At 69.9% G+C, this 20,680-nt stretch carries 19 protein-coding genes; 7 read left to right on the forward strand and 12 right to left on the reverse strand.

What is annotated here, in order from left to right:
• Window positions 1-5: 5 nt before the first annotated feature.
• From ACQP06_RS13380 to glsA, 5 genes are all read right to left on the reverse strand, one after another.
• Window positions 6-353: a hypothetical protein gene (locus ACQP06_RS13380; protein WP_379280041.1), complete on the reverse strand. Its 348-nt coding sequence runs from the start codon at window positions 351-353 to the stop codon at window positions 6-8.
• 56 nt (window positions 354-409) lie between these two features.
• On the reverse strand, window positions 410-1,753 hold the full coding sequence (locus tag ACQP06_RS13385) for a hypothetical protein (protein WP_433672507.1): 1,344 nt from the start codon (window positions 1,751-1,753) through the stop codon (window positions 410-412).
• A gap of 59 nt (window positions 1,754-1,812) precedes the next feature.
• Window positions 1,813-1,995 (reverse strand): hypothetical protein, encoded by a 183-nt coding sequence (locus ACQP06_RS13390; RefSeq protein ID WP_357283124.1) that lies wholly within the window; start codon window positions 1,993-1,995, stop codon window positions 1,813-1,815.
• A gap of 16 nt (window positions 1,996-2,011) precedes the next feature.
• Window positions 2,012-2,431 (reverse strand): DUF1707 SHOCT-like domain-containing protein, encoded by a 420-nt coding sequence (locus ACQP06_RS13395; protein WP_433672508.1) that lies wholly within the window; start codon window positions 2,429-2,431, stop codon window positions 2,012-2,014.
• Between the two features lie 194 nt (window positions 2,432-2,625).
• Complete coding sequence (glsA, locus tag ACQP06_RS13400) at window positions 2,626-4,461, reverse strand: glutaminase A (RefSeq protein WP_433672509.1); 1,836 nt, start codon at window positions 4,459-4,461, stop codon at window positions 2,626-2,628.
• Window positions 4,462-4,606: 145 nt separating this feature from the next.
• Here glsA and dxs point away from each other — a divergent pair, with 145 nt between their 5' ends.
• Both dxs and ACQP06_RS13410 read left to right on the forward strand, forming a co-directional pair.
• Window positions 4,607-6,565 carry a 1-deoxy-D-xylulose-5-phosphate synthase gene (gene dxs / locus ACQP06_RS13405; RefSeq protein WP_433672510.1) on the forward strand — a complete coding sequence of 653 codons (1,959 nt, stop codon included), beginning with the start codon at window positions 4,607-4,609 and terminating at the stop codon, window positions 6,563-6,565.
• Between the two features lie 139 nt (window positions 6,566-6,704).
• Entirely contained in the window at window positions 6,705-7,508 is an 804-nt protein-coding gene (locus tag ACQP06_RS13410) for an enoyl-CoA hydratase (protein WP_433672511.1), read from the forward strand.
• Window positions 7,509-7,575: 67 nt separating this feature from the next.
• Here the strand turns inward: ACQP06_RS13410 and ACQP06_RS13415 are convergent, their stop codons facing one another.
• The 3 genes from ACQP06_RS13415 to ACQP06_RS13425 form a co-directional block, all read right to left on the reverse strand.
• Complete coding sequence (locus ACQP06_RS13415) at window positions 7,576-8,154, reverse strand: hypothetical protein (RefSeq protein WP_433672512.1); 579 nt, start codon at window positions 8,152-8,154, stop codon at window positions 7,576-7,578.
• 152 nt (window positions 8,155-8,306) lie between these two features.
• Window positions 8,307-9,551, reverse strand: coding sequence for an HRDC domain-containing protein (locus ACQP06_RS13420; RefSeq protein ID WP_433672513.1), 1,245 nt, complete (start codon window positions 9,549-9,551; stop codon window positions 8,307-8,309).
• A gap of 203 nt (window positions 9,552-9,754) precedes the next feature.
• Window positions 9,755-10,381 (reverse strand): DUF3000 domain-containing protein, encoded by a 627-nt coding sequence (locus ACQP06_RS13425; RefSeq protein ID WP_357093771.1) that lies wholly within the window; start codon window positions 10,379-10,381, stop codon window positions 9,755-9,757.
• A 74-nt stretch (window positions 10,382-10,455) separates the two neighbouring features.
• Between ACQP06_RS13425 and hemE the strand changes: the two genes are divergently transcribed.
• A complete protein-coding gene (hemE, locus tag ACQP06_RS13430) occupies window positions 10,456-11,523 on the forward strand; it encodes a uroporphyrinogen decarboxylase (RefSeq protein ID WP_433672514.1) in 1,068 nt (355 codons plus the stop codon).
• Between the two features lie 220 nt (window positions 11,524-11,743).
• A complete protein-coding gene (locus tag ACQP06_RS13435; RefSeq protein WP_433672515.1) occupies window positions 11,744-13,090 on the forward strand; it encodes a protoporphyrinogen oxidase in 1,347 nt (448 codons plus the stop codon).
• 5 nt (window positions 13,091-13,095) lie between these two features.
• Here the strand turns inward: ACQP06_RS13435 and ACQP06_RS13440 are convergent, their stop codons facing one another.
• Complete coding sequence (locus ACQP06_RS13440) at window positions 13,096-14,046, reverse strand: serine/threonine dehydratase (protein ID WP_433672516.1); 951 nt, start codon at window positions 14,044-14,046, stop codon at window positions 13,096-13,098.
• Window positions 14,047-14,167: 121 nt separating this feature from the next.
• Between ACQP06_RS13440 and ACQP06_RS13445 the strand changes: the two genes are divergently transcribed.
• The 3 genes from ACQP06_RS13445 (at window position 14,168) to ACQP06_RS13455 (ending at window position 17,022) form a co-directional block, all read left to right on the forward strand.
• Entirely contained in the window at window positions 14,168-14,818 is a 651-nt protein-coding gene (locus tag ACQP06_RS13445; protein ID WP_433672517.1) for a TetR/AcrR family transcriptional regulator C-terminal domain-containing protein, read from the forward strand.
• Window positions 14,819-14,878: 60 nt separating this feature from the next.
• The gene (gene hemQ / locus ACQP06_RS13450) at window positions 14,879-15,574 is read left to right on the forward strand and encodes a hydrogen peroxide-dependent heme synthase (RefSeq protein WP_357093786.1); all 696 of its coding nucleotides are present in this window, start codon (window positions 14,879-14,881) and stop codon (window positions 15,572-15,574) included.
• Window positions 15,575-16,059: 485 nt separating this feature from the next.
• Window positions 16,060-17,022 (forward strand): acyl-ACP desaturase, encoded by a 963-nt coding sequence (locus tag ACQP06_RS13455; RefSeq protein WP_433672518.1) that lies wholly within the window; start codon window positions 16,060-16,062, stop codon window positions 17,020-17,022.
• A gap of 2 nt (window positions 17,023-17,024) precedes the next feature.
• Here ACQP06_RS13455 and msrB read toward each other — a convergent pair whose 3' ends face one another.
• The 3 genes from msrB to ACQP06_RS13470 form a co-directional block, all read right to left on the reverse strand.
• On the reverse strand, window positions 17,025-17,477 hold the full coding sequence (msrB, locus tag ACQP06_RS13460) for a peptide-methionine (R)-S-oxide reductase MsrB (RefSeq protein WP_433672519.1): 453 nt from the start codon (window positions 17,475-17,477) through the stop codon (window positions 17,025-17,027).
• A 9-nt stretch (window positions 17,478-17,486) separates the two neighbouring features.
• The gene (locus ACQP06_RS13465; protein WP_433672520.1) at window positions 17,487-18,773 is read right to left on the reverse strand and encodes a glycosyltransferase family 87 protein; all 1,287 of its coding nucleotides are present in this window, start codon (window positions 18,771-18,773) and stop codon (window positions 17,487-17,489) included.
• 207 nt (window positions 18,774-18,980) lie between these two features.
• A complete protein-coding gene (locus ACQP06_RS13470) occupies window positions 18,981-20,543 on the reverse strand; it encodes an alpha/beta hydrolase (RefSeq protein WP_433672521.1) in 1,563 nt (520 codons plus the stop codon).
• Between the last annotated feature and the right edge of the window lie 137 nt (window positions 20,544-20,680).

Raw genomic sequence — 20,680 nt, forward strand, 5'->3', positions numbered from 1 at the left:
AGCGGCTACTCGCTCTGCGCCCACGCGGCGACGGGCAGTGTCAGATAGACGCCGATCGTGGCGTCGACGAACTTCTCGATATCGGCCAGCAGCCGGTCACAGCGTTCCTGCCGGTTGTCGGCACGACTCGCGAAGTACTTCGACCGGATCTCGATGACCACGTCCAGTCCGGACCGGTCGAACTTGCCCAGTGGCCGGAAACGGATCTCCACGTCCCCGGGCTGCAAATCCCCGTCGTAGGGCTCCTCGGGGCATTCGACCGCCTGGGACACCAGGTGCGGCAGCCATTTGCCCAGCTCCCGCAGGACCGTCTCGGGCAGTTCGGCCTTGTGGGTCACCTCGACGAGGGGCATCGCCCCAGTCTATGGATCGCGATTCAGCGGGCGCCGAGGATGCGCCGGACCGGGGGTCAGGAGGTGCGGACGCTGGCGATGATCTGCTTGGCCTGGTCGGCGGCGAGCTCGCCGGTGGTGCCGCGGTCGGCGAGGATGGCCAGCACCAGCAGGGCGTTCTTGGGGCCGGTGAAGGCGAAGGTGTAGATCGAATAAGTCGTCGTGGTGCAGCCGGCCGCGTCGGGCTTCCAGCTGCCGGAGGTCTCCACCTGCTGGCCGGCGATGCCGCTCGTGGTTTTCACCGCGGTGGGCGCGCCCGCGGCGCCGCCGGATTTGTCCATGTAGCCGCCCTGGGCGGAGATCTTCGCGACCTTGAGCGCGGCCGCGGCCGGGTCGCTGCCGTCGGCGCGGGTGACGTAGGCGAGCGACCGGTACGCCGAGCCGGGGCAGTAGCCGCTGCCCTCGGTGGCCTTGCCGTGGCCGGTGAACGTGCCGTCGATCCCGGTCTGCGGCACGGTGTCGGCCGGATCGCCCACGGTCCAGCCGCTCGGCACGTCGTAGCTGACGCCGTAGGCCGGCACGACCACCGTCCCCGCGCCCGGCTTGGGCGCACCGGACTTGGACGGCCCGGTCGACGGTCCTCCGGAGCGGCTGGTGGGAGCCGGGCCCGCGGTGGTGCTGGGCGCGGCGGTGGTGGAGCTCGACGAGTCCCGGGTCAGCGCGTACGCCGCGATCCCGCCGCCGACGACCACGATCACGGCCACGAGGGCGGCCAGCACGATCCAGGTCCGATTGCCTCCGCCGCCCGGCGTGGGCTGCGGTTGGCCGTACCCCGGAACGGGCTGCTGGCCAAGATAATTCGGTGCCGACTCCTGACCCGGGTACGCACCGGACGGGTAGCCGGGGACGGGCTGACCGGGGTAGATCGCCGTCGGATCCTGCCCCGGGTATCCCGGAATCGGCTGCTGCCCGGTGTAAACCGCCGTCGGCTCGTATCCGGACTGGTTCGGGACCGGTGCCTGGCCGGGGTAGACCGCGGTCGGTTCATAGCCGGGGTGGTTCGGGACCGGTGCTTGCCCGGGGTAGACCGCAGTCGGTTCGTACCCAGGATGATTCGGGACCGGTGTGTAGCCGGGGTGCACTGCTGTGGGCTCGTAGCCGGGCTGGTTGGGCACCGGTGCCTGGCCGGGGTACACGGCGGTCGGTTCGTAGCCGGGGTGATTCGGGACGGGCGCTTGTCCGGGGTGGACGGCCGTCGGGTCGTAGCCCGGGTGGACCATGGTCGGGTCCGGCGTTATCGGCTGGTGCCCAGGGTAATTCGTGGTCGGCTGCTCGCCCCAGACGCGGTTCGGGTCCTGCGGGGCGTGCGCGGGCGTCGCCGGGCTGTCGGGGTTGCGCCACTGATCATGGTTGTCCGTCACGGTGTTTCGCCCTCGTCCCCGGCTCGTCGCCTGTCAGGGCCAACCCTAGCGGCTGGGTATCAGGCGTGCTCGGCGGGCGCGTCGGGGTCGGCCGGCGGCGCGGGCGGGGTCGCGGGGGACACCCGGATGACTCCCGCGTCCAGGTCGAGGCTCACGCGCGGCTGGTGCAGCTGGCCGCCGCCGTCCTCGCTGCCGTCGTCCTCGAGCTTCTTGCCGGGGAACAGTTCACCGAATACACCCACGGATCCACCATAGCCGTCAGCCGCGGTGGTAGCGCGGACCGTGATAGCCGTAGCCGCGCCGGCCCCGCGCGAACACGAAGAACAGCACCGGGAACAGGAAGAACGGGAAGATATGGGTGACGATCGCGAACACCAACGCGAGCACCACCAGCGCACCCGCCCCGACCGGCACCAGCGGCAGCGCGCGGCGCGGAGCGGGCGGTGCGGCCTGGACCTGCGGAGCCGGAGGTTGCGGCCGGGGTAGGTCGCCGAACAGTACGGCCAGCTCGCCCGCGGTCTTGGCGGCGTACGCGCGTCCCACCCGGTCGTCGTATTCGTCGAGGTCGAGGCGGCCGGCCGCGAAATGCTCACCCAGCGCCGCGGCGGCCTGCTCGCGTTCCGCGGTGCCGACGCGCACGGTGGGCGGTCCGTAGACCGCGGGATCGAAATCGGTCATGACATCCGCCTCATGGGAGGGAGGGAATTTCGTTGTCCGCCAGCGTAGGCGCGTTCCGGGCGGCGCGCCTGCACGCGTCGGCGTAATCCCGCGTACGCCCGCCGACGTACGCGGGACGCGACAGGGGTGGCGGTGTGGTCACACGCCGGTTCGGCGCGTGGGGCGATCGCGTCGTCGGCGGAGCGCGCCGGTTCTCAGACTCCGTCGTGCGCCGAGACGGCCCGCACGGCGGCGTCGGCCTGGGCGTACGCGGCGGCCGCCAGCCGTTCCAGGAGCGCGAGTTTGATCTGCGGGGCCTGGCTGGTGAGCTCGTCGAAGCGGGCGGGCGGCAGCACGGCCAGCCGGACGGTGGTCTCGGCGTACACGTCGTTGGCGTAGCGCATGTCCGCCAGCATGGAGGTCTCGCCGAACGACATGCCCGGGGTGAGGGTGATCAGCCGGTGCCGCCGGTCGTCGCGGTCGGTGAAGGTGAACCGGACCCGTCCGTCGAGGATCAGGAACAGTCCGCAGCGTGGGCTGTCGCGCGGCACGATGAGTTCGCCGCGCGCGACGGTGCGGGTCTCGAATTCCTTCGCCATCCGCTCCCGGTCGTCGGCGGGCATGTCGGCGAGCGCGGGATGCTCGTCGACGCTGAGGGCGGCGGGGCAGTGCTGCCCGGCGGGCCGGTGCTTGTCGAGGACGAGTTGTTCGCACCATTCGGTGGCGGCGTCGCGGTCGATGAACACTCGCCCGTTCACGTCGGCGGGGTTCAGGCTGGAGGCGAGCCGTCCGAGTTTGGCGTCCGGATCGACCAGTCCAACAGGGCAACCGGCGGCGGCCAGCTCGGTGCGCAGGTCCTCGATCATGCGGACGGCGATCGGGCTGACGTCCCCGACCTCCTTCAGATCCAGCACCAGGGCCTCGAGTTCGCCGGGCGTGTCCTCGACGGCGCGCACCGCGGATTCGGCTCCGGCGAACAGCAGGTCGCCGTTCAGTTCGAAGATGCGCGCGTGGTCGCCGAATTCGTGCAGCACCGCCAGTTCGTCGGGGTCGCGGCGCAGCCGGGAGGGCGCGTCGGCGACCGTGTACGCGGTCCGGATGGCGGTGTGTGCGGCCCGGGTCACGTGCAGGAAGTGCAGGCCCAGCCGGGTCGACAGTTCCCGGCACGCCTTGACCCCGCGCACGCTGCTGCCGTGCGCGTCCAATCGCGGTGAGTACACCGCGATTCCGATCTGTCCCGGCAGCACCGCCAGGATGCCGCCGCCCACACCGCTTTTGGCGGGCAGTCCGACGGTGGTCACCCAGTCCCCGGCCGCGTCGTACATGCCGCAGGTGGTCATGACCGAGAGCACCTGTTGTACGAGTGGTCCGGTCAGTGCCCGTTCCCGGGTGAGCGGATTGACGCCGTTGTTGGCGAGGGTGGCGGCCATGACGGCCAGATCGCGGCAGGTGACGTCGATCGAGCACTGCCGGAAGTAGCGGTCGACTGCTTCGTCCGGATCGACGTCGATGATGTCGGCCCCGCGCAGCAGATACCCGATGGCGCGATTCCGGTACCCGGTGCGCGCCTCGGAGGCGTAGACGTCCTCGTTCATGGTGAGTTCGCGCCCGGCGAATCGGCTGTAACTGCGCCGGATTCGGGCGAACCGGTCGGCGGCGTCGGTCCCCTTGACGAGTCCGGCCGCGGCGATGGCCCCGGCGTTGATCATCGGATTACGCGGTCGCTGGGTCTGCGGATCGAGGCTGATCTCGTTGAACGGCTCGCCGGTCGGCTCCACGTCGATGCGCCGCGCCACCTCGGCCAACCCCTGGTCGGCGAGCGCGAGCGCGTAGGTGAAGGGCTTGGAGATCGATTGAATCGTGAAGGCGGCGTCCAGATCTCCGCTGCCGTAGACACGCCCGTCCGCGGTTGCCAGGCAGATGCCGAACGAATCGGGTTGCACGGCGGCGAGTTCGGGAATGTAGTCGGCGAGCGTTCCCGACGTGTCGGCGCGACAGAGCTCGTACACTTCGTCGATGATGCGGGCCACGACGCCGGCGGAGGGGACCACAGGCCCAGCGTAACGGGCGTAATCTGTGTTGAGCCTCACATCTGTTACGGATGTCGCAGGTGGTGTTTCGTTCCTGGCATCGGGGGCCGGAAAGGGCTCCGTAGACTGTTGCAAACACAGGAGACATCCGGAGGGAGCAATAGCCGTGGGAGTGCTTTCCCGGGTCGACATGCCCGAGGATCTGCGCCGGCTGTCGGTACCGGAGTTGCAGGAGCTGGCCGAGGAGATTCGCGAGTTCCTGGTGCGCAAGGTCGCCGTCACCGGCGGGCACCTCGGGCCGAACCTCGGCGTCGTGGAGCTGACCATCGCGTTGCACCGGGTCTTCGACTCGCCTGCCGACCCGATCATCTTCGACACCGGGCATCAGGCCTACGTGCACAAGATCCTCACCGGCCGCAAGGACGGGTTCGACACGCTGCGCAAGGAAGGCGGGCTGTCGGGTTATCCGTGCCGCGCCGAGAGCGCCCACGACTGGGTGGAGTCCTCGCACGCGTCGGCCTCACTGTCCTACGCGGACGGGCTGGCCAAGGCGTTCGCGCTGACCCGGCAGAAGCGGCACGTGGTCGCGGTGGTCGGTGACGGCGCGCTCACCGGCGGCATGTGCTGGGAGGCGTTGAACAATATCGCCGCCGGGCAGGACCGCTCGGTCATCGTGGTGGTCAACGACAACGGCCGTTCCTACGCGCCGACCATCGGCGGTCTGGCCGAGCGGCTCGCGGGCCTGCGCACCCAGCCCGCCTACGAGCACGCGCTCGACGCCACCAAGCGGATCGTGCAGAGCATTCCGCGCGTGGGGGATTCGGCGTACTCGATGCTGCACGCCATCAAGACCGGCATCAAGGACGCGGTCGCGCCGCAGGAGCTGTTCAGCGATATCGGCGTGAAGTACGTGGGTCCGGTCGACGGGCACGATCAGGTCCAGTTGGAGGCGGCGCTGCGTCGCGCCAAGGACTTCGGTGGTCCGGTCATCGTGCACGCGGTGACGCAGAAGGGCCGCGGGTACAAACCGGCCGAGGATCACGAGGCCGATCAGATGCACGCCATCAACCGGATCGATCCGGAGACCGGTGTGCCGGTGGGCGGCCCGTCCGCGCCGAGCTGGACCTCGGTGTTCTCCGCGGAGCTGATCGCGCAGGCCGAGCAGCGGGACGACATCGTGGCGATCACCGCCGCCATGCCCGGACCGACCGGTTTGACCCCGTTCGGAAACCGCTTCCCGGACCGCATGTTCGACGTCGGCATCGCCGAACAGCACGCCGTGACCTCCGCGGCCGGTATGGCCCTGGGTGGTCTGCACCCGGTGGTGGCCATCTACTCCACCTTCCTCAACCGCGCTTTCGACCAGCTGCTCATGGATGTGGCGCTGCTCAAGCTCCCGGTGACTCTGGTGCTCGACCGCGCCGGGATCACCGGTGACGACGGCGCTTCGCACAATGGCATGTGGGACCTGTCGGTACTCGGCATCGTGCCCGGCATCCGGGTCGCGGCGCCGCGTGACGCGGTGCGCCTGCGCGAGGAGCTGGGGGAGGCCCTGCACATCAGCGACGGCCCCACCGCGATCCGTTTCCCGAAGGGCGTTGCCGTCGAGGAGATCGAGGCGGTCGAACGTTTCGAGGGCGTCGACGTGCTGCGGCTGCCCGAGACGGGTGACGTCGCGTACTCGGTGCACGCGGATGTGCTGCTGGTGGCGGTCGGCGCGTTCGCCGGGCTCGCCCTGGAGGTCGCGGATCTGCTCGCGGCCGAGGGCGTTTCGGTGACCGTGGTCGACCCGCGCTGGGTGTTGCCGGTCTCGGACACGCTGGTGAAGCTGGCCGGCAATCACCGTCTGGTGGTCACGCTCGAGGACAGCGGCCTGCACGGCGGCATCGGTTCGACGGTGTCCGCGCGGCTGCGCGGCGCGGGTGTGGATGTGCCCGCCCGCGATCTCGGTGTGCCGCAGCACTTCCTGGACCACTCCACGCGCGGCAAGATCCACCAGGATCTGGGCCTGGTGCCCGGTGAGGTGGCGCAGCGGGTGCACGGCTGGCTCGGTGCGGTCGCGTCCGGCGACCTCACGCCGTCCGGTGATGATCTCGCCGAGGCGCTGCTGCCCGCCGCCGAATGACGAGGCGGATTGCGGACGGGTGACCGGCTCGCAGCTGACGGACCCGCGATCCTCGGATCGCGGGTCCGTTTTTCTAGGCGGAGCTGGACTTCTCGCGTAGATTCTGTAACAGGTTACAGTTTTCTGGTCAGGAGTTCGGATGTCGTTTGTGCTGGTCGAGAAGCCGCGTCCCCAGATCGCGCTGGTCACGTTGAATCGGCCGGAGCGGATGAACGCCATGGCGTTCGATGTCATGGTGCCGCTGCGCGAGGCGCTCGAGGAGGTCTCCGCCGACAACGAGGTGCGCGTGGTCGTCCTCACCGGCGCCGGGCACGGCTTCTGCTCGGGCGCGGATCTGCAGCACGCGGGCAGGGTGCCGGGTGTAGAGGGCTTGACGCGCACCACCATCGGCCGTCGCTCGATGGAACTGCTCGACAATGTGATGCTCACGATCAAGCGCATGCACCAGCCGGTGATCAGCGCCATCAACGGCGCGGCCATCGGCGGCGGCTTCTGCCTGGCCATGGGCACCGACATCCGGATCGCCTCGGAGGACGCGTACTTCCGCGCTGCGGGCATCAACAACGGCCTCACCGCCGCCGAACTCGGCATCAGCTACACGCTCCCGCGCGCCATCGGTTCGACCCGCGCCTTCGAGATCATGCTGACCGGTCGCGACGTCGACGCGGCCGAGGCCGAGCGCATCGGCATCGTCTCCCGCGTGGTCCCCGGCGACAAACTCCTCGAGGCCGCCTACGACACCGCCGACCAGATCCTGCGCTGGAGCCGCAGCGGCGGCGAACTCACCAAGCGCCTGCTGTGGAGCGGCCTGGAAGCCGGCAGCTTCGAATCCCACATGCAGACCGAGGGCATGGCCCAGCTCTACGTCCGCCTCACCACCGAGAACTTCGACGAGGCCGTCCGCGCCCGCCGCGACCGCCGCCCACCCAACTTCCTGGACTGAGAACTCCCCGGGAATCGGTGGGCGGCGGCCCGGGTCCCTCGGCTCCCTGCCGAGCCGAGGGACCGGCTCACCGACGGCTGGCGCTACCGGTCGGGAACAGCTGCGAACTGCCCAGGCTGGGGAGAACGATCTTGGGGAGCGCGGCGCTGCCGGAGATCGTGCCGTCCCCGTGGCAGGCGGCCTGCGCGGGCGGCGTGACGCTGATCGACCCGGCCGGCGCGGCGACGACGGTGACGGTGGCGTCGGCGAAGGAGGAGCCCTTGATCGCGCGGATCTTGTGAGTTCCCGGTGTGGTCGGAACCCATGTGATCCGCGTGTAATTGTGGATCCCGTCGGTGTCGGTCGCCGGGGCGCTCGCGACGCACGATCCGTTGTCGAAGGTATCCACGAAGGGGTTGAGCTGTCCCCCGTCGAGTCCGTAATCGATCCCGTACGACGTGAAAATCGTGTAGGCCTGGCCCACCACATATGACCCAGGCGCCACGCACGGTGTCGACGCTGCCGGATCCGAGGGGCAGGCCAGGATCTCGACCGGACCGACGTCCGCTGCGGCGCTGGGCGCGGTCAGCGCGGTGACCGCCGCGCCGATGACCAAAGTCGTTGCGCCCCAGCCGATATGTCGCAGGGTCCGGTTCGTGTTCGGCATTCGTGAGCTCCTTCTGCGTCCCCTGGGTGTGGGGGTCGGCAGAATCTATCCCGCGCGCCCAGCGTGACGAGAAGGAAGCGGAAAACCCATGTGCCCCAACTTCTTTGGGCCACGGAGCCGGGGGCAGCCGATCGGCTCGGCCGAGGCTGCCGCTACGCCTTCGGGTAGAGGGCTTCGCTGAGGCGCGGCACGGTCAGCGCGCGCTGCCAGGGGCGGGCGCCGCCGGTGGAGAGGAAGTCCTCGATGAGGGTCGGCGCCCCGCCGTTGGTGACCGACTTGGGCAGGCCGTCCCAGCACATGCGGCGGAGCAGGTCGGGGGTGAGGAGGTTCTCGACGGGCACCGCGACCTCGGTGGAGAGTTCGGTCATGGCGGCGCGGGCGCGCTGCAGGCGGGCGGCGGCGGCCGGGTCGCGGCGTTCCCAGCGGTTGACCGGGGGCGGGCCGTCGAAGGGCTGGGTGAGCGGGGGGAGCTCGGTGTCGGGGAGGGCGCGGGCCCGTTCGACGGCGCCGAGCCATTCGCGGGAGTAGCGGCGCTGGCGGGGGCCGCCGAAGATCGGCAGGGCGCGCAGGGCGGCGATGGTCTTGGGCTCGCTGGTGGCGGCGGAGACGATGGCCGAGTCGGGGAGGATACGGGCCGGGGCCACATCGCGCAGGCGGGCCAGGCGGTCGCGGGTCGTCCATAGTTCGCGGACGATGGCGAGCTGGCGGGTGCGGCGCAGGGTGTGGATGCCGGAGGTGCGCCGCCAGCGGTCGGCCTTGGGGCCGGAGGGCTCGGCGGTGCGGACGTGCTCGAATTCCTGTGCGGCCCACTCGGATTTGCCCTGGTCGGACAGGTCGGCGGCGACGGCGGCGCGCAGTTCGAGGAGTAGCTCGACGTCGAGGGCGGCGTAGTTCAGCCAGTCGTCGGGCAGCGGGCGGGTGGACCAGTCGGCCGCGCCGTGGCCCTTCTTCAGTTCGCGGCCCAGCAGCTTCTCGACCATGGCGGCCAGCCCGACCCGCTCGTATCCGGCCAGGCGTCCGCCCAGCTCGGTGTCGAACAGTTCGGCCGGGTACAGCCCCAGCTCGGCGAGCCCGGGCAGGTCCTGGTCGGCGGAGTGCAGCACCCATTCCAGGCCGTTGATGGCGTCGGCGAGCGGGGCCAGGTCGCCGTCGACCGGGATGGGGTCGATGAGGAAGCTGCCGGCGCCCTCGCGGCGCAGCTGGATCAGGTAGGCGCGATTGGAGTAGCGGAAGCCGGAGGCGCGCTCGGCGTCGACCGCGAGCGGGCCGGTGCCGGCGGCGAGGCGGCGGGCGGCCGCGGCCACTTCGGAGGCAGAGTCCAGTACCGGCGGTACACCGTCCACTGGCGCGAGCAACGGTACCGCGGCAGTGGCTTCGGGTTCATCTGGTACGGACATGGTCTTGAACTCTACGGGTTGGGCAAGCGCGAGCCGCGTCACGTCGGTGAAACGACCGGCCGTGACACTGCGTCGGGCCATGGGGAATCGTACTCACCGGCTGTCGATTTCGTTGCAGTACAGATGTTCTCGCAGGCAAGAGGGGGTTTCCCGCCCGGACGGGCGGGAATTCGGCCATCGGTGGGCGCGACCGGGGCCGCAATTTACTCGGTGCCCTCGCCCCGGCGCACGTCCAGCCGGGTGACCCCGGCGGGCGGCAGCCCGGCCGCGTACGCCAGCACCTCGCAGAACGCCTCCACGTGGGGGCGCAGGTTGGTGTCGGTGACGGTCCAGGAGGCCCGTACCTCGAGCTGGTGGGCGCGCGGCGGCCCGGCGATGTCGCCGTAGCGGACCGAGCTGGTGGCGGTCACCGTGCCGCCCAGGGCGGTGAACGGGGTGCGCGAGTCGAGCGCGTCGACCAGCCAGCTCCACGCCACCTCGGGCAGCAGCGGGTCCGCGGCGAGCGCGGAGTCGATGTCGGCCTGGCAGTACGCGACCAAGCGGAACACGCCGTGCCAGGCGTCCTGCCCGGCCGGGTCGTGCAGCAGGATCAGGCGGCCGAACGCGTCCCCGTCGGAGTCGACGGGCACCACATTGCTGTCGGGGCGCGTGACTTCCGCCCCGAGGGCGTAGGAGTACGGCGCCAGGCGTTGGGGCGGGCGGATCGGTGCGAGTTCGATGCGGGGATGCACTGATGCGGTTCCCATGGCCTCGACCGCGGCGCGGAACCGGGCTGGTTCTTCGGGCTCCGGGGTCGGGGCAGCGCCGTCGCGGAAGTCGAGCGGTGTCACGAGACGCAACCGTAGACCTCTCGGGTACCCAGCAGTGCGAGGCGCGCCGCCGCGCCCCTTTACGATGGGCGGCGATGACTACTCACGCCCGCCGCCAGCTGACCGATGCCCCGTTCCTCGCCGCCGCCACCGGTGGCGTGCCGCATCGGCGTCCGGTGTGGTTCATGCGACAGGCCGGTCGGTCCCTTCCCGAGTACCGCGAGGTGCGTGCCGGAATCGGCATGCTGGAATCGTGTTTCGACCCGGAACTGGTGTGCGAGATCACCATGCAGCCGGTCCGCCGCCATGACGTCGACGCGGCAATCCTGTTCTCCGACATCGTGGTTCCGCTCAAGGCCGCGGGCATCGACCTCGACATCGTGGCCGGTGTCGGCCCGGTCGTGGCCAACCCCGTGCGCACCGTCGCCGACGTGCGCGCCCTGCCGCGGCTGCGCCCCGAGGACGTGGGCGCGGTCACCGCGGGCGTGAAGCTGCTGCTCGACGCCCTGGGCGAGACCCCGCTCATCGGATTCGCCGGTGCCCCGTTCACTTTGGCGTCGTACCTGGTCGAGGGCGGGCCCAGCAAGAACCACGAGCGCACCAAGGCGATGATGCTCGCCGACCCCGAGACCTGGCACCAGCTGCTGGGCGTGCTCACCGACATCACCATCGAGTTCCTGCGCGCGCAGATCGCCGCGGGCGTGGACGCGGTGCAGCTGTTCGACTCGTGGGCGGGCGCGCTGTCGCTGGCCCAGTACCGCGAATACGTTATGCCGCACTCGGAACGGGTCTTCGCCGAGATCGCCGACGCCGGCGTGCCGCGCATCCACTTCGGTGTCGGCACCGGAGAACTGCTGGGCGCCATGGGCGAAGCGGGCGCGGATGTCGTCGGCGTCGACTGGCGGATCCCGCTCAATGAGGCCGCCCGCCGCGTCGGCCCCGGAAAAGCGTTGCAGGGCAATCTGGATCCCGCCGTCCTGTTCTCCGGACCGGCTGCCATCGACGCCGAGGTCCGCCGCATCGCCCGTGAGGCCGACGAGGCGATCACCCTCGGTGCGAAGGGTCACATCTTCAACCTCGGCCACGGCGTCCTGCCCAACACCGACCCGTCGGTCATCACCGACACCGTCGCCCTGATCCACAGCCTCCCCACCCCGCTCTGACGCGCAAACCTCCAGGTGACGGGGAGATGCCGGGTTCGATTCCCGGCACCTCCCGTGTCCTGGGTCCCGTGCGAACCGGCTGCTGTCAGCGGGACACCGGCTACTGACGCGTCCGAACGCCGGGAGTAGGTTGAGCTGCGGAGCGGCTCGACGTCGAGGTGCGGGTCGCGCGCCGCGGGCTGTGCGTTCGCGGCGGTGACGAGCGGACGAGGAGTGGTCGATGCGGGTCGCGGTGGTCGGTGGCGGGATCAGCGGGCTGGTGGCCGCGTACCGGCTGCGGCAGGCCCTGGGGGAGTCGGTGGAGCTGGTGCTCGTCGAGGAGCGCGACCGTGTCGGGGGAATTCTGCGGACCGTCGACATCGACGGTGATCCGGTGGATCTGGGGGCCGAGGCGTTCGTGGGACGGCGGCCCGAGATCCCGGAATTGATGCGGGAATTGGGGATCGAGGATCAGCTCGTGTTCCCGGCTGGAAAGCGGCCTTTGGTGTGGTCGGAGGGGCGCGGGCATCGCCTGCCCGAACGCACCCTGATGGGCATCCCCGCCGGACCGGAATCGGTTGCGGGACTGGTGGATGCGGACACCCTGGCCCAGGTCGAGGCGGAGCCCGCGCGGCCGCTGCGCTGGAAGTCGGGTGCGGATGTCTCGGTGGGTGACCTGGTCGGTGACCGTTTCGGTGAGCAGGTGGTGCGCCGCAGCGTCGACCCGCTGCTCGGCGGAGTCTATGCGGGCCTGGCGAATTCGATCGGCGTGCGCGCCGCGCTGCCGACCCTGGCCGCGGCCCTGGATCGAGGCGCGAGCAGCCTGACCCAGGCCGTCTCCGCGGCCCTCCCGCCCCCGAGCACGGCCCCGGTGTTCGGCGGCATCCGCGACGGCTACCGCGTCCTGCTCGACGCCCTGCGCGCCGCCGCCGACGTGAAGTCCGAAACCGGCACCGCCGCAACCCGTCTCACCCGCACCGCGACCGGCTGGCAGCTGGACCCGATCGGCGAGGTGGACGCGGTCGTGCTCGCGACCCCCGCCCCCGTCACCGCGCGCCTGCTGCGCGAGGTGGCCCCCGACGCCGCCGACCTGGCCGCCGGCATCGAACTTGCCTCCTCGGCCGTGGTCGCCCTCACCCTCCCCGCCGACACCGCCCTGCCCGACAACTCCGGCATCCTCGTCGCCACCGGTGAACCCCTGCGCGCCAAGGCCTTCACCCTCTCCAGCCGCAAGTGGCCGCACCTCGCCACCCGCGACGTGGCTCTGGTCCGCGCCTCCTTCGGCCGTTTCGGTGACGACTCGACCCAGTCCTGGTCCGACGCCGGCCTCACCACCGCCGCCGTCGAGGACCTCACCACCGTCACCGGCGCCGACATCCGTCCCCTGCACGCGGTCGTCCAACGCTGGCCCGGCGGCCTCCCGCAGTATGCCCCCGGCCACGTCACCCGCATCCTCGACCTGCGTTCCACCACAACAGATCTCCACGGCCTGGCCCTGGCGGGCGCGTACCTCGACGGTGTCGGCGTCCCCGCCTGCGCCGCCAGCGGCAGCAAGGCGGCCGCCCGCATCGCCGCCCACCTGACCTGACGCGATTACCGCGCGACGAGGTCTGACGGGTCGGTGTTCGCGCCGCACACGATGACTGCCACGCGCTCACCGGGGGAGGGGGCGTAGGCGCCCGAGAGCAGGGCCGCGAGGGCGGTTGCCGCACCGTGTTCGACGGCGAGTCGCCGTGTGTCCCACAGGGTTTGGCGGGCGGAAGCGATCTGCTTGTCGGTGACGAGGACCGACTGGACATCGCCTTCGGCGGCGGCGGAGAGGGACATGGGGGTGACGCGGCGCGCGCCCAGGGAATCCGCGGCGATGGAGTCGATGTCGACGTCGACGGGTGCCCCGGCGGCGAGGGCGGCATTGAAGGCGCGGCAGTTCTCGGGTTCGACGGCGACCACCCGCACGCCGTGGTGGTTGGCGGACACCGTGATTCCGGCGAGCAGCCCGCCCCCGCCGACCGCGACCAGCACGGTGTCGAGGTCCGGTATCCGGGCGACGATCTCCTCCAGCAGGGTTCCCGCGCCCGCCGCGATGTACGGGTCGTCGTAGGCGTGGGAGCGCAACGCCCCGCTGACCGCCGCGAACCGCTCGCATTCGGCGGCTGCCTCGGCGTAGCCGCCGTTGCCGCACAGCACCTGCGCGCCGAGCTTCTGGAGCCGGGTCAGTTTGACGGCCGGGGTGGCATCGGGCAGGAAGACCGTGGCGGTCGAGTCCACCAGTCGCGCCGCCCACGCCCCCGCCGCGCCCGCGTTCCCGCCGGAGGCCAGGGTGATCCCGACCTTCGGCAGCCGCCCCTGTTCCTGGTGCGCCAGCACGAAATTCGCGGCCCCCCGCGCCTTGAAACTGCCGGTGTACTGCGTGTGCTCGAGCGCCAGCCACACATCCCCGGCCACCGGCGCCGTCTCGGTGTCGGCGCGGGTGAGGACGACGGGCCGGGTGTGCCCGGCGATCCGTTCGGCCGCGGCTGTCACGTCGGCATGGGTCAACTGCACGTGCGCTCTTTTCGCTCGATCTGGTCAGATTTCCGGTCGGGCGCGTCGTTCCGCACGCATGGCCTGCGGGAAACCCCGGGCCGATCGACCCCATAATTACACTGTAACTTACGATGGATATATGCCCAGGAACTCCCAGTCGCTCGCCGAGGCGACTCCCGAGGCGATCGCCCGCGCGGGGTTGGAGATCATCGAATCCCGCGGCGCGAGCGAGCTGAGTTTCCGCACCATCGCCGCGCATCTGCGGGTCTCGCACACCACCGTGGTGCGCCGCGGCGGCGGCGATTTCAACGGCCTGGTCGAACTCGTGGCGGACGTCCTGGCCCTGGACCTACCCGAGGTCCCGCCCGGCTCCGGCGACTGGTCGGCGTCCACCGAGAGCCGTTTCTCGGCCTGGTACGACCTGCTGACCGCCTATCCGGGCCTGGTCATGCTGCGCGGCCCGCGCCCGTGGGTGGGCCGCCGCATCCTGGCCCGGCTCACCGAACCGCAACTGGCCGACAACATCTCGCTCGGCCTGACCCCGGAGCAGGCGTTCTTCGCCTACCGCGAGTGCAATCTCTACACGCTGGGCTGCGCGAGCCTGGTCGAGTTCCGCGACCGCAAACCCACCCAGCTCGCCACTCGGGGCCGCCTGGCCGCCCTGGATCCTGATGAATTCCCGATCATGGCAACCCATCTGGACACGGTCACCGAATTGCTCACCAGCGACGCCGTCTTCCACGACGGCCTGCGCCGCATCATCGCCTCGTGGGCGGCCACCGCCCGCTGAATCCGCTGTCCGTCCTGCCCGATTCCGGGCGGTCGGGGGCGCAGTGGCACGATGGGGGCCATGGCGCGACTCGACTTCAAGGCCCTCAACGACACCATCCGCTACCTGATGTTCTCGGTGTTCCAGGTGGAGCCCGGCGAGCTCGGTGAGAACCGGGCGGCGGCGATCAAGGAGGCCAAGGCCTTCTTCGAGTCGCTCGAGGAGCGCGGTGTCGTGGTGCGCGGCATCTATGACGTCGCGGGTCTGCGCGCCGACGCCGACTTCATGATCTGGTGGCACGCGGAGAAGATCGAGGATCTGCAGGCCGCGTACGCCGATTTCCGCCGCGTCACCGAGCTGGGCCAGATCTCGAACCCGGTGTGGAGCCAGGCCGCCCTGCACCGCCCGGCCGAGTTCAACAAGTCCCACATCCCCGCGTTCCTGGCGGGCGAGGAGGCGGGCAACTACATCTGCGTGTACCCGTTCGTGCGCTCCTACGACTGGTACCTGCTGCCCGACGAGGAGCGTCGCAAGATGCTCGCCGATCACGGCAAGGCCGCCCGCGACTACCCGGACGTGCGCGCCAACACGGTCGCGTCCTTCGCGCTGGGCGACTACGAGTGGATTCTCGCCTTCGAGGCCCCGGAGCTGCACCGCATCGTGGATCTGATGCGCGATCTGCGCGCCACCGAGGCGCGCCGGCATGTGCGCGAGGAGATTCCGTTCTTCACCGGTCCGCGTGTGGAGCTCGAGCAGCTGATCAACGCGCTGCCCTGACGTGTTCGGCGGGTTGCCGCGGCGGTCATTGCCGCCCCGGTAACCCGCTGCCTGCCCGCAGAATTCGGGGCATGCGGGACATCGTTCTACCCCATAGCGTTCGTGTGACCCGATCCGCCTGCGCTGCCCGAGGGGTGTGGCCCGCGCGTGTCGAGTCGACGCGGTAGCGCTTGTTTGCGGGCGCGGGTTGTCCTTCGCCCCCGAACATGTGCTCCCCGTATCCCAATCTCCCCGCGACTGGCCGGGTTCGAGAAGCCACATCTGTCAGTTGCCGATCGTTAGCCTGTATGGGTGGACTCATTCGCGGCAGCGCTGGGCCAGGAAAGATCCGATATACCTGTACAACTCGGATATAGCGGACTCGTCCGGAAACGAATGGCGACCGGACTCGCCGATACCGCGATCGGCCTCGGAGCCCGACAGACTACTGTGAGCGCGATCGATTGGTCTGCAAGTTTGTCTCTACCGACATCGGAGGGCTCTGCATGGCGAAAGAATTGACGCAACTCGAGCTGCTGACCGAATTGGAACCGGTCGTCGGCCAGAATATCGATCGGCACCTCGCCACCGCCAAGGAGTGGAATCCGCACGATTACATTCCGTGGGACGAGGGCTACAACTTCGCCGCGATGGGCGGAACCGATTGGGAGCCCGGGCAATCCAGGCTCTCGGAGGTCGCCAAGGTCGCGATGATCACCAATCTGCTCACCGAGGACAATCTGCCGTCCTACCACCGCACCATCGCCGAGAACTTCTCGATGGACGGCGCCTGGGGCACCTGGGTGGGCCGCTGGACGGCCGAGGAGAACCGGCACGGCATCGCCATGCGCGACTACCTGGTCGTCACCCGCGCGGTCGATCCGGTGGCGCTCGAGCACGACCGCATGGTGCACATGACCCGCGGCGTGCACGCGCCCGAGGGTTTCGGCGGGGTGATGGACCAGGTCGCCTATGTCACCTTCCAGGAGCTCGCCACCCGCGTCAGCCACCGCAGCACCGGCCGCGTGTGTGAGGACCCGGTGTGCGACCGCCTGCTCGCCCGCATCGCCGCGGACGAGAACCTGCACATGATCTTCTACCGCAATGTCGCCGGCGCCGCGATCGACCTCGCCCCGGACCAGGCCATCGAGTGCATCAATTCGGTGGTGATGAACTTCGCGATGCCGGGCCACGGCATGCCGAACTGGCGTCGCAACGGCGTCCTCATGGTCAAGCACGGCATCTACGATTTGCGGCAGCACCTCGACGAGGTCCTGTGGCCGGTGCTGAAGATCTGGAAGATCTTCGAGCGCGACGACTTCACCGCGCGCGGCGAGAAGGCCCGGGAGGAACTGGGCCTGTACATGGAGAACCTCGAGAAGGACGTCATCCGATTCGAGGAGCAGCGATCCCGCATCCTGGCGCGGGAAGCGGCCAAGGCCGAGCGCGGTCTCGCCGTCTCTCGGTGAGCTCAGCTGGTGGAGTGCTCCGTGGGCTGCAGTCGCAGTGAGAGGGAGTTGATGCAGTAGCGCTTGTCCGTGGGCGTGGGGTAACCCTCGCCCTCGAACACGTGCCCCAGGTGACCGTGGCAGTTGGCGCACAGCACCTCGACGCGTCGCATGCCCAGGGAGTTGTCCTCCACCAGCACCACCGCGTCCGACTCGGCCGGGTCGAAGAACGACGGCCAGCCGCAGTGCGAATGGAATTTCTCGGCGCTGCGGAACAATTCGGCCCCGCAGGCCCGGCAGGAGTAGACGCCCTCGGTCTCGGTGTCGGTGTATTCGCCCGTGAACGCCCGCTCGGTGCCCGCTTCGCGCAGGACGCGGTATTCATCGGGGGTCAGTTTGGTGCGCCATTCCTGCGGGGTGAGCTGGATGCGCGGGACCGGCAGTGCGGTCGGGGTGGGTTCGGCGTCGGAACTCATGGCTCCACGCTAGTACGCCGCGCCCGCCTTGGTCCGGGGCACGACGACCGGTTCCGGTTCGGTGGCGGCCCATTCGGGGTGCATCCAGGCCGGGTCCAGGGACTTGCCGACCCGCAGCCGGCCCTCGCGCTTGGCGGCCAGGTAGCGGTCACCAAGGACGCAGAACGCGACGATGAGCAGCAGGCTCCAGCCGAAGGTGGTGCGCAGGTACTCGACCACGCGGCCGGGGTGCTGCCAGCGGTCCGAGAGCCACTTGTCGTAGGTCATGAATCCGAACACCGCAGCCCACGCGGGCCAGTTGCGCATCACCGAGTTGGGGCGCACCACGGTCATCAGCAGCGGGAACAGGTACATCGAGTAGTACATCTGGCCCAGCGAGCCGAGCAGCAGGGTCGCGGTGATCATGATGCCCGCCGAGGTGCACACGAAGAACACCTCGTCCTCGCGGTAGTAGCGGTACAGCAGCCACAGGGTGAGCGCCACGATGGTGGCCATGGTGATCCGGATGACCCAGACGAGCCAGTCGGCGACGCCGTAGTAGGCGCCGTTGCCGACGATCGCGCTGTTGAAGTAGTCGCGCGACTCGGTCAGGTAGGGCAGCGTGTGCGACCAGAACTGGTCGAAGTCCACGATCAGCGGCCAGGCGATCAGGTTGAGCACCACGGGGATTCCGAGCGCGGTGATGAACACCTTCCACTGCCCGCGGGCCAGCGCGATCAGCAGCAGTGGCGCCAGCAATGGCCCCTTGACCGCGATCGCCAGGCCGAGCGCCACGCCCGCCCACAGGTCCTTGCGCTTCAGGATCAGGTGGATGAACACCATCATCGACAGGAACAGGCAGCCGTTGATGTTGGTGAACACCAGCGTGTTCGTGACCGTCTCGGAGGCGAACATGCCCAGCAGCAGCGCAGGCGCGGCCACCGACTTCAGCGAGTAGTCGAACAGCTTGAGCAGCAGATACCAGGCCAGCAGGATGGCGATCGCGTTGACCAGGATGAACCCCCACCGCGACTTCTCCGGGTCCAGGATGGCCAGCGGCGAGATCAGCAGCGTCCCGCTCGGCGGGTACAGGTAGTGGGGGTCGGTGGTGTCGTAGTTCTCGCCGTAGATGGCGTGATGGTTGAGGAACGCCAGCGAGGCGTTGTACACCGGACGGAAGTCGTCGGTGATGAACCCGTTGACAGCCTTGATGAACACCCGGTTCAGCACCGTGAGTATCGCGAACGGCCACAGGGCGAAGTTCAGTACTTCGGATGTGGTGCGAGCGGTGCGGGGCTCGAGCTGGCGAAGGAACACTCGGGCACGGTACACCGAAACGCCCCGTCACACATGCGCCGACTCCCCCGCCTCCCCGAATTTCCAGCGGGCGGCTTGGGTGCCGTCGGCCGTCTCGCATCCGTGCCGGCGGTCGGGAGCCGAGCCGATTCTGGCCGTACCCGGGGAGTTACCCCGATCCATGCGAGATCAGTTGTCACGTTGGCATACGAAACGCCGATGCGCGCGCTAGGCGGGGCAGGCGGTGCCGTCAGCGGGGAGCTTGCCCTCCTTCAGATAGTCGGCCAGGGACTGCTGGGCGCAGCCGGAGTGGGCGAAGGTCGGGTGGCCCCAGCCCTGCCAGACCACGGTCGCGGTGCGGGCTCCGGCGGTGCCGAGGGCGCCGGTGACGGTGGGCCGCCCGTCCTGGCCGGTGACCGGGTCGGCGCTGCCGCCGAGGACCAGGACCGGGAGCGTGAGCTTGTCGGGCAGCGCCATCGGGGTGGCGGCGGGCCAGGCCGAGCAGGCCATCAGGTCGATGGCCGCGACCTTGCCGAACACCGGATAGTGGGTGGCCCAGGCGGTTTCGAGTTCCTTGGCCTTGCCGGGGGTGGAGGGCTCGTGATTGTCGGTGCAGCGGTTGACGAATTGGCCGTCGCTGGCGATCGCGGCGGTGGCGCGCAGCACGAACGGGGTGATCGGGCCGCGGTCGCCCTTGCCGAGGGCGGTGAGGGCGTCGGCGAATTCGGTGATCTGCTGGTTGCCCTGGGCGCGGGAGTCGCCGAGGAAACCGCTCAGCGTGGTCACGAATACGGAGGCGGACAGATCGGGCAGCTGCCCGGCGGCGGCCCGGTTGGCCAGGTCGACGACCGTCGCGCGCGGATCGGCGCCGAGCGAGCAGTTCAGGGACGCGCAACGCTGCGCGTAGGCGGTGAGTGCCGCCTCCTGCCCCTTCACCTTCTGCTCGGCGCGCCCGTTGGCGTCGAGTCCGACGGCCTGGGGCGAGTCGAGGATCAGGCGGCCCAGATGCGATCCGTACTTGCGCGCGTAGTTCAGCGCCACGTTCGCGCCGGTGCCGGTGCCCATCAGCGCGATGTGGTCCACCTGCAACTGCTTGCGCAGCTGTTCGATGTCGTCGGCGGAGTGCGGCGCGTCGTAGAGGCCCTGGCCCGGGGCCAGGAAGTCCAGGCAGGCCACGGTGGCCTCGCGGCCGGCGGTGGCCATGGCGTCCACGGGATCGGTTGTGCCGCGCGTGAATTGGGCCTGGTCGGCCAGCACCCGGCGCTGCGGGTCGGTCATGCAGCTGACCGGCACCGAGCTGCCGATGCCGCGCCGGTCCACCGCGATGATGGGTCGCGCGGCCAGCAGCGCGCTGGCGGACCCGGCCGCGAGTCCGGCCAGCGTCGAGGTGGAGGACCGGTCGGAGCCGGAGGTCAGCAGCAGCGGCGCCACGTCCTTGGGTGTCCGGTCGTAGTGGGCGCGCATCACCGCGTTCTTGAATATGCCCGACACATTGCCCGCGATGTCGATCTGCGCGGTGTACTCGGCGCATTCGAGCACCAGCCCCTGCGGCGGCGTGCCGAGCGAGAGCAGGTTGAACGTCGGTGTGGTGCAGTCCTTCCACTGCAATTCCGCCTTGGGCACCTCGGGTCCGGGCGGGGTGGCGTCGGCGGGTGCGGTGGTGGGGGCGGTTCCGGCCTGGTGCGGGTGTTCCACGGCGACGGCGGGCCGGTTGGACGGCCCGGCCCCGCAGGCGGTGGTCACCAATACCGTCAGTGTCGACGCCAGCAGAGCGGCCCGAGTCCAGCGCATGCGCTACAGCCTGCCAGGTCGGGCACTCGGTTTCAGCCTCGGGTGCGGGCGCGTTGGACATCGGATGCGATCCGGGTCGGGCGCGGGAGGCGATCCGGGTTCGGGCGCGGATGGGTTCTGTGAGCTGAATCGCATTC

Origin of the sequence: Nocardia sp. CA-136227 (assembly GCF_050955695.1) — a bacterium.
GTDB lineage: Bacteria > Actinomycetota > Actinomycetes > Mycobacteriales > Mycobacteriaceae > Nocardia.

What these genes read in the sequence shown, in the direction of transcription:
- ACQP06_RS13380 (WP_379280041.1), bottom strand. Translation starts at nt 353, where the DNA reads ATGCCCCTCGTCGAGGTGACCCACAAGGCCGAACTGCCCGAGACGGTC.
- ACQP06_RS13395 (WP_433672508.1), bottom strand. Translation starts at nt 2,431, where the DNA reads ATGACCGATTTCGATCCCGCGGTCTACGGACCGCCCACCGTGCGCGTC.
- ACQP06_RS13410 (WP_433672511.1), top strand. Translation starts at nt 6,705, where the DNA reads ATGTCGTTTGTGCTGGTCGAGAAGCCGCGTCCCCAGATCGCGCTGGTC.
- ACQP06_RS13415 (WP_433672512.1), bottom strand. Translation starts at nt 8,154, where the DNA reads ATGCCGAACACGAACCGGACCCTGCGACATATCGGCTGGGGCGCAACG.
- ACQP06_RS13420 (WP_433672513.1), bottom strand. Translation starts at nt 9,551, where the DNA reads ATGTCCGTACCAGATGAACCCGAAGCCACTGCCGCGGTACCGTTGCTC.
- hemE (WP_433672514.1), top strand. Translation starts at nt 10,456, where the DNA reads ATGACTACTCACGCCCGCCGCCAGCTGACCGATGCCCCGTTCCTCGCC.
- ACQP06_RS13435 (WP_433672515.1), top strand. Translation starts at nt 11,744, where the DNA reads ATGCGGGTCGCGGTGGTCGGTGGCGGGATCAGCGGGCTGGTGGCCGCG.
- ACQP06_RS13445 (WP_433672517.1), top strand. Translation starts at nt 14,168, where the DNA reads ATGCCCAGGAACTCCCAGTCGCTCGCCGAGGCGACTCCCGAGGCGATC.
- hemQ (WP_357093786.1), top strand. Translation starts at nt 14,879, where the DNA reads ATGGCGCGACTCGACTTCAAGGCCCTCAACGACACCATCCGCTACCTG.
- ACQP06_RS13455 (WP_433672518.1), top strand. Translation starts at nt 16,060, where the DNA reads ATGGCGAAAGAATTGACGCAACTCGAGCTGCTGACCGAATTGGAACCG.
- msrB (WP_433672519.1), bottom strand. Translation starts at nt 17,477, where the DNA reads ATGAGTTCCGACGCCGAACCCACCCCGACCGCACTGCCGGTCCCGCGC.
- ACQP06_RS13470 (WP_433672521.1), bottom strand. Translation starts at nt 20,543, where the DNA reads ATGCGCTGGACTCGGGCCGCTCTGCTGGCGTCGACACTGACGGTATTG.